The 7,231-nt window shown below is 68.6% G+C and carries 10 protein-coding genes and 1 pseudogene; 4 read left to right on the top strand and 7 right to left on the bottom strand.

Annotated elements, in window-relative coordinates; translation table 11 throughout:
* The coding region (locus ACWDA7_RS48800; RefSeq protein WP_450614155.1) for a hypothetical protein at positions 1 to 270 on the top strand (270 nt) is incomplete at its 5' end.
* Between the two features lie 504 nt (positions 271 to 774).
* Positions 775 to 900 carry a hypothetical protein gene (locus tag ACWDA7_RS48795; RefSeq protein ID WP_450614153.1) on the top strand — a complete coding sequence of 42 codons (126 nt, stop codon included), beginning with the start codon at positions 775 to 777 and terminating at the stop codon, positions 898 to 900.
* A gap of 205 nt (positions 901 to 1,105) precedes the next feature.
* On the opposite strand, the gene ACWDA7_RS48790 is transcribed toward ACWDA7_RS48795, so the two are convergent.
* Entirely contained in the window at positions 1,106 to 1,372 is a 267-nt protein-coding gene (locus ACWDA7_RS48790; RefSeq protein ID WP_450614151.1) for a hypothetical protein, read from the bottom strand.
* Between the two features lie 122 nt (positions 1,373 to 1,494).
* A complete protein-coding gene (locus tag ACWDA7_RS48785; RefSeq protein ID WP_450614149.1) occupies positions 1,495 to 1,713 on the bottom strand; it encodes a hypothetical protein in 219 nt (72 codons plus the stop codon).
* Between the two features lie 695 nt (positions 1,714 to 2,408).
* Between ACWDA7_RS48785 and ACWDA7_RS48780 the strand changes: the two genes are divergently transcribed.
* Both ACWDA7_RS48780 and ACWDA7_RS48775 read left to right on the top strand, forming a co-directional pair.
* Positions 2,409 to 2,639, top strand: coding sequence for a hypothetical protein (locus tag ACWDA7_RS48780; RefSeq protein ID WP_450614147.1), 231 nt, complete (start codon positions 2,409 to 2,411; stop codon positions 2,637 to 2,639).
* A gap of 73 nt (positions 2,640 to 2,712) precedes the next feature.
* Positions 2,713 to 3,279 (top strand): annotated as a pseudogene (locus tag ACWDA7_RS48775) (ISKra4 family transposase); the annotation flags it as partial.
* A gap of 599 nt (positions 3,280 to 3,878) precedes the next feature.
* Here ACWDA7_RS48775 and ACWDA7_RS48770 read toward each other — a convergent pair.
* The 5 genes from ACWDA7_RS48770 to ACWDA7_RS48750 all read right to left on the bottom strand — a co-directional run bounded on the left by ACWDA7_RS48770 (position 3,879) and on the right by ACWDA7_RS48750 (position 6,684).
* Positions 3,879 to 4,166 (bottom strand): helix-turn-helix transcriptional regulator, encoded by a 288-nt coding sequence (locus ACWDA7_RS48770; protein WP_450614145.1) that lies wholly within the window; start codon positions 4,164 to 4,166, stop codon positions 3,879 to 3,881.
* Positions 4,167 to 4,597: 431 nt separating this feature from the next.
* Positions 4,598 to 5,017 carry a CBS domain-containing protein gene (locus ACWDA7_RS48765; protein WP_450614143.1) on the bottom strand — a complete coding sequence of 140 codons (420 nt, stop codon included), beginning with the start codon at positions 5,015 to 5,017 and terminating at the stop codon, positions 4,598 to 4,600.
* Between the two features lie 450 nt (positions 5,018 to 5,467).
* Positions 5,468 to 5,794 carry a plasmid stabilization protein gene (locus tag ACWDA7_RS48760; RefSeq protein WP_450614142.1) on the bottom strand — a complete coding sequence of 109 codons (327 nt, stop codon included), beginning with the start codon at positions 5,792 to 5,794 and terminating at the stop codon, positions 5,468 to 5,470.
* A 72-nt stretch (positions 5,795 to 5,866) separates the two neighbouring features.
* Positions 5,867 to 6,055, bottom strand: coding sequence for a hypothetical protein (locus ACWDA7_RS48755; RefSeq protein WP_450614140.1), 189 nt, complete (start codon positions 6,053 to 6,055; stop codon positions 5,867 to 5,869).
* Positions 6,056 to 6,447: 392 nt separating this feature from the next.
* Positions 6,448 to 6,684 carry a hypothetical protein gene (locus tag ACWDA7_RS48750; RefSeq protein ID WP_450614139.1) on the bottom strand — a complete coding sequence of 79 codons (237 nt, stop codon included), beginning with the start codon at positions 6,682 to 6,684 and terminating at the stop codon, positions 6,448 to 6,450.
* Positions 6,685 to 7,231 lie beyond the last annotated feature (547 nt).

Raw genomic sequence — 7,231 nt, 5'->3', positions numbered from 1 at the left:
ATGGTGTGCGTGATCGTGGCGGCGCCATCCGGATCGGGCGGCCGTCGTGTGACCGTGGATGGCGAGTGCCTGGGCACGGCGTACTCGCTGCACGATTTAACGGTGTTCCTGCAAGTTGCCGGGCTGGCCGAGCTGATGGGTGGGGATGAGCTGGACGTGGCCGAATCGGAGGTCATCGAGTGGCACGGCGGTGGCCCCGTGGTGTGGCCGTGCCGGGTTTGTCCCGACGGTTGGGCGGGCCCGGAAGGTGGGCCCGCCTCGCTGATGTGAGGGAGGCGAGGCGGGCCGGGGGGAGCCGACCGCGTGGCGCCCGGGTTCACTTTGCACGGGAGGCGAGCGCGGAGGGGCGATCTTCCTGCGCGGCAAGCCTTTCGAGCGATGGACTGGTCGCTCGTTCCCGTGCGAGTCGAGCCGCCACGGCCTGACGGTCGGCGCGTCCCTGCCTCCCGGCGCTATGGGAGGCAGGGGCGGGGAGCCTCGGCTCCCGTGTGCATGCGGCAGGGCTGTAGCTCCCCCGGGCGGGTGATGCCTTGGCCAGTCGTTCATGCATATGCAGAACGAAAGTACGGGGTGCTTGATCCGCAACCTCTCCCCAAGGCTTGACCGTTATGTGGGTATGCATTCCGAATTTCACGTCAGTCACCACGAAGAGAACGACGGGACCGTCGTCGAAGTCCAAGGCGAGGCGGACCTGCCCACGGTCTGGCAGTTACGGGACCACGTGGTCGACTCCACCAGCCTGGGGCGCTCGTCGGCCTCCCCAGGCGGCTCCGCATGCGCGACGACGAACTGAGACCGGTGATCGCCAGCCAGCGCAACCGCCGACTCTTCACCATGACGGGCCTGCACGCCCTCTTCCCGATCTGGGACTCCGTCGACGTCGCGAAGGCCGCACCGTGAGGCGTCGCGTCCCCGGGTGGCACCGGGGAGGGAGGCACAGGGCCCTCTCGCAACGGCCGAAGCCCAATCTGAAGGCCTCTGTGGTGGGGGTTCCCTGGATTCCTAAAGCGGCTGTTTCTGCTGCCTGTTGCCCGGGAGTCGGGGACAGGGAGGCGGTCACGGAAAGCTCCCTCCTCCCCACCGCTTCCGTGACTGGGTGCCGCCGTCATGCGGTGGGCAACTCGCTCGGGCGTTGAGGCCGGGTGTACACGAGCACGGTGAGGCAGTGCGCCAGGCTGCCGACGCGGCAGTTCCATCCGCGCAGACCTGCGCGGTCCGTGCGCCAGAAGCCCATGTGGCTGCCTGGCGCGTCTCCATAGAACGCTGCAGTACGCCACCAGCGCCCGCGCACGGTGCCGTGGAAGTCCCACAGGATCCGCTGCGAACCGTGCCCGGTGGCGCTGCCCATGTGGCGAATGAGGCGGGGAGTCATGGGCTCATCCTTGCTCACCGCACCGGTAGGCACCCCGGTGCTCGAGCGCCTGGGTGAAGTGTCGCCGTACCAGCGGTGCGGCTGCCCGGGCCGCAGAGGCGGCGGGGCGCCTGGGCCTTCCCTCACGGCCTCGCCGACCACACCTCCGGCCCTCCGCCGCGCCACTCGATCAGGAGCGACTCGGCCACATCCACCTCTTCCCAGCCCTCCAGGCCAACGCCGTCCAGGAACACGCTCAAGTCGTGCAGGCTGTGCGCGTTGCCCAGGATCTGATCGTCGATCTGTACACGCCGACCGCCTGTCTCGTCGGGCGGCGACACGCTCACACGAGGTCCGGCCATGACACCAGCCTCGCGCGGAGGCGCCACATGCGCATGCCCCCGCTCGGTGCGGGCACGCCGGGGGGTTTCGTCGCGCTTGCTCACCCGTATGACCACTCCGGGTGGCCGTCGTCGCGCTGCCGGATCAGGCTAGGCATGACGCCGCGCGGCCTGCTGTCCCCCCGCAGGCTGCCGCACGTCCACGCAGGGCGCGCCTCTCACCCCGTCGCGACTCGAATGGGGCGGGGGGTGTGCTCGCATGATCGACGTGCGGCGGAAAGCTGGCCGCGCGATCCTGGTGGAGTGGGGGTTGACCCAGAGGTGGCTGTTCTGTCCGGGGTCATCGCTCAGCTCAGGGAATGGCCTCCGCTTCCGGACGTGGCTCGCTGCCTGTGCCGACAGCAACCATGGCCCCTCCCACCCCCTGCATGGACTTCAGTTCATGCAGGGGGCTCGTCATGTCTACCGGCGGAAAGCGCCAACCCACGAGACACGCCAACCCACACAACCGCGCCCCGCCAGGTCGAGCAGCGGGGCGGTCGACGCGGTCGGCCAGTGGGCGGCGTGCAGCAGGTTCGCCAGGTCCTGGCCGTCGAAGGGAAGTTCGGCGAGGAGGCGGCGCAGCTCAGTGCCCCCTAGCCCCGAGGCCCGCACGCCGTCATCGGCACAACGGACCTGCGCGACGGCACCTTGCGCAACCCGGCATGATGCCAGACGTGCTGCCGTCGGTATATCGCGACATCGTGGAAGTGGTTGCCGACGCACCGGGGCCGATCCGCGCCAAGCAGATCGTGCCGAGGATCGGGCTGCTGGCCGAGACCGGGAAGATCGAGGGCACCCGGTCGAAACTCAAGCGACTGGTGGAGCGAGGCTGGCTCGACGAAGAGGCCCCCGGGTTGTTCACCCCGGCCCGCCGCCCGACGGCTGCTCCACCCAACTCCCGCTGACAGCAGGGCTCTTCCGCCTACATTCGAAGGTGTGCGACCCATATCGGATGCAGGATCAGGAAGAGCCCCGGAGATGACACCGTACGACACTCATGCCCCCACTGACCCTTTGCCCGCTCCATAAGCGCCTTCGAACCGCTGATGCACACCCTGTCGGGTGGCGATGCGAGCGAGTGGACCCACGCCGAGCTGGAAGAACACCTCGACGCGGGCGGGCGGGAACTGTTACGGCAGTTGCTACAGGACCACCTTGACCTACGTGCCCGGCGGGAAGAGGAACAGATCCGTGCCAGTGGCAGACCTGTGGTGATGGGTCCGGAAGGACAGCTGCGGCCCTGGCGGGAGACGGGGCACTCACGCTGGCTGGCCAGCGTGTTCGGGCTGGTTCGCGTCACCCGGGTCGCTCACCGAGGCCCCGGCGTCTACAACATCCACCCCACCGACGCGGCGCTGTCGCTGCCGGCGGGCCGGCACTCGATGGGCCTGCGCCGACTCGCGGTCACCGAATCAGTGCGCGGGTCGTTCGACCAGCCCAGAAGGCGGTCGAGCGCCGCTGCGGGAAGGTGCTGGGCAAACGCCGACTCGAAGAACTGGTGGTCGCGGTGCGGTCGACGCCGACGACTTCTACGGCGCCAGGGTCCGGAGTACACCTTCCATGTTGGCTGGCTGAGCCCTCGGCACAGCGGCCGTCCCCGGCCATCACACCCCACGCTGCCCCAGACCGCTTGACCAGCACCTGGCCCAGGCGTTGAACCCAAGGATGCGCATGCCCCGTGCAGGCCCGGCCTGGTTCCCCAGTCCTGCGTGCTCATCCCGCAGGCGCATGGTGCTGGTGCAGGTATGCGAGGGCGTCCAGATGACGGTGCGCCGATACCGAGAACTCAGGCGGCCACTTTTGCCGCCAAGACGCCCACCTCCTGCTGCTGGCCGGCGGTCAGCCATGCGCCCGGCTGCCTGCGGTAGACGCACAGCGTGCCCGTGCAGCCCCCTGGTGCGTGAATCAGAGGAAGTCCGTACACGGCGCGCTTACCCGATCCCAGGAGGGCCTGGCCGGCGGGGTCAGCCGCCAGAACGGTGTCACCTCGATCAACTCCGCTACGGCATCGCCCTCGACTTCTCTGTCAAGTTCAGCGTGTTGAGTCGAGGCCGCGCTGGGACCATGTGTCGAATGCGCGTTGGTGGCTTCGATGCAGCCGTGCCATGGCGGAGCGTTGTGTAGTCGACGTCCAAGGTGGCGCTTCAGTGATCGGTGAGGAGTTCCAGCAGTTCCCGGACGGGCAGGTGGGCCTCTGCCGGATAGCGGAGGGTGCTGTCGAGGTGGAGGCTGTAGCGGGTTCGTCGTCCGTCGCGCTCGCGGCTGAGGTAGCCGGCTTGTTCGAGGTCGGTGACGATGCTCTGGGCGGTGCGTTCGGTGATGTGGCAGGCCGCGGCGATGTCGCGAAGGCGGAGGTCAGGGTCCCGGGCGATGGCCAGGAGCACACGTGCGTGGTTGGTGAGAAAACCCCAGCTCCCGGCCTGCCGGTCCACGATGTGTCCTTCCTCGCCCCGCCCTGGCGGACATACCCGCTCGAAATTGCCGGAACCAGATTTCGCCTCAGCAGGGACTGAGGGAGCGTTTGGGGGTATGCGGGCTGGGCAAGGACGGCGCTTCGGACGTGAGGCGAACTGTATGGACATGCCGATGTCCGGCCATGACACCAGCCTCGCGCGCAGGCGCCCCATTCGCATACCCCGGCTCGGTGCGGGCCACGCAGGAGGGTTTCGTCGCGCTCGCCCCCCCCGTATGACCACTCCGTCCCAGCGCTCGAGACGCCGAAGCGGCCGCCCTGCTTCGCCACCCCGACCTGCTCGAAGGCATCGCTGTCCGGCATCGCCCCCAGCTTGTCGAGCTGCTGAATGTGGAGGCGTCTCGCGGCCGTGATGCCGCCGCGTGACCTGGTGGGGAATTCCTGAACCCGCTACTCGTTGGGCCGCGCCGCGCTGATGTCGCCGAGCGCCGACCGGGGGTCGCGTTCGATGGCCAGGTCGCCGAGCGAGACGATTCCGACCGGATGGTCGCCCTCAACGACGGGGAGGCGGCGGACCGAGTGCTCGCGCATCATCTCGATCGCGCGGTCCAGCTCGTCGCCCGGGCTGATGGTGAACACATCTTCGCTGCACGCGTCGGCCACGGTCGTCTGTTCCGGGTCCGCGCCCTGCGCGAGCGCTCGTATGACCAGGTCGCGGTCGCTCACCAGTCCGCGCAGGTGATCCTTTTCCGTGACCAGGACGGCGCCGATGTTCTGGTCACGCATCAGCCGGGCCACGTTGGCCACGGAGGCCTGCGGTTCCACGGTCACCGGCGCGCTGGTCATGATGTCGCGCACGTGCTGGGTCATGGTCAATGTCCTTCCCCGGCTTTGGCGGCGCCGTTCACCGCCCTCGGCCGCCGGGTACCCACCGAGCGAGGCCACGCACAAGAGCGCCCGATAGTTCTGCCGCCGGACCGTATACACCGCGGCGACGGGCTGGATCAACGTTGTAAGTCTTCCTCAACCGGGCCGGGTGACCTCCAGTTGCTCGACGCGGGCGACGCCTCGCGGCGCCGTCACCGTCATGAATTGCGGCGATCAGGGCACACTCAACGCGGTGCCTGGTACGCACAGGAGGCCGTAAGCCAAGTGCGGGCAGCGCGTCGAATGCCCACGACATGAGGTCCCTGGCGCACACGCGGACGGCGCGGAAACCCGCGCCGTCCTGCTCGATGTGCTCATTGACGATGGCGTCGGCCGTACGTCCTGCCCGGGCCCCGGCCCGAGCCCGAACCTGATTGGGGACCCAGGCACCTGTCAGCGGCCGAGCGCATTCTCCAGCTGCTCCTTGGTCATCGAGGAGCGGCCGTGGATGTTCCGCTTCTTGGCCTCTTCGTACAGCTGGTCCCTGGTGGGGCCTTCCGCGCCGCTGTGGGAGCGCTGCCCACCGCGCTGGGACGCCGACTTCGGGTCACGAGTGGAGGTCTTGCTGGCGGTCTTCGACTCACCTGACCTGGCCCGCTCCTTGTTCACCGTCCGCGCGGCGATCTCCTTCGCCCGCTTCGACGACTCGCCACGATCCTCGGCGCTCTCCTTGATGTGCTCGTACTGCCGCTCGCGCTTGGAGCTCGATCCGGCCGGCATGACGCCCCTCCTTTCCTGCGTACTGAGGGGATGTTCAAGGTCTCGATACGGCAGCGGGCGCTCGGCCCGGCCTCACGGATGCTCGGACTGCTGGTCCGGCGGCACGCCGCCGCCCCTTCCCCCGCCCTTGTCGCCCTTGTCCATGCCGTCCGGGTGCCCGCCCTTCGCCTGGGTCTGCCGCGCCTTGAGCTCGGCGCTGGACTGCGGTGTCCCACCGCCCTCGCCACTGCGTCGCTGCTCGGGTTGCTGTGGGTTGGACATCCGAGGCACCCCGCTCGCATTCGTATCGGTGTTCGTTAACGGCAACGAGTTCCCCGAAGCAGCCGACGCACACGGCCGGCATTGACCATCCAGCGGGACGGCCGGCCAGCGCATCGTCCATCCCCCGTCGGCGGCCCGCCTATGACAAGGCGTTCATGGAGCATCCCGATGCCGACGGGGCCCTGGGCACCAGCCCCCGTACGGAGCGGCGGCCGACCTCACGGGCATCGCCGGCATCTGAGGAGCTTGACGATGCGGTGGCCGTTGACCCGAGCCCACGTGCGTACGGCCTTCCGTCGAGGCCGAAGCCGTCCATCTGGTTCGCAGTAGGCCACAGTGCAGGTCGGCGACTTGCTAGGGCGGAAGGCTTCGACCCGAGGGTTATCAGACAGTCAGCCGAGGTCGCGGAGGCTGGCTTCCTCGAGGTCGAGTTCGCGCTGGATCCGGCGCCGGGTGGCGTCGCTGATCTTGTTCGCTTTGTAGAGACGCTGGAGCTCGGTCGCTTCTATGGCGATGAGTGTCCGGCGTACCTCGCGGTAGGCCTCGGCAGGACGGGCGTCGGGGTCGCTGTAGTGGGCGTCTTCGGCCTGGTGGATGCGCGCCTCCAGATGGCGACGGGCCTGTTTCAACGCGGCCTCGGCGGCGGCACCCAGATCGGCGAGCTGATCCAGATCCCCAAGCTGAGGCCCCGCTTGCGCTGGTTCCGCGTAGGTCCCCGGCGCGCGGAACGTCGCCCCGGAAGCGGAGGAGAGGTCCGACGTGCAAGCGGTTGCGGCCCCTCCAGCGGTTACACCGGCTGTCGAGAGACCTATGCCGAAACCCACCTGGCGGTTGCCGGGCTGGTCTCCGACCGATGCGCCCTCCGGGTCACTCGCCGTAAGGCCAATACCGAACTGCTGCTCACCGGGCAGACTGCATGCTGACCATCCATCAGTCAAAAAGCCCAGGCCAGCATGTCTTGACTTCAATCGCTCCCCAACCCGCTAGCCGCGGGCCGGGAACCTGCTGGATGCGTCATCGCCGGCTCTCGGCGGGCGCCCGCTCGGCCCCGCGGTCTTCCTCCTCTTCCTCGTACTCCTCTTCGCCTTCCTCCTCCCCGTAGCCGCCCTCGTCCTCGTACTCGTCCTCCGGCTCTTCCTCTTCCTCCTCGTCCTCGTACTCCTCCTCCGGCTCTTC

The sequence above is a fragment of the Streptomyces sp. NPDC001156 genome, from assembly GCF_053598275.1.
This window is presented reverse-complemented; position numbering and strand designations above follow the sequence as displayed.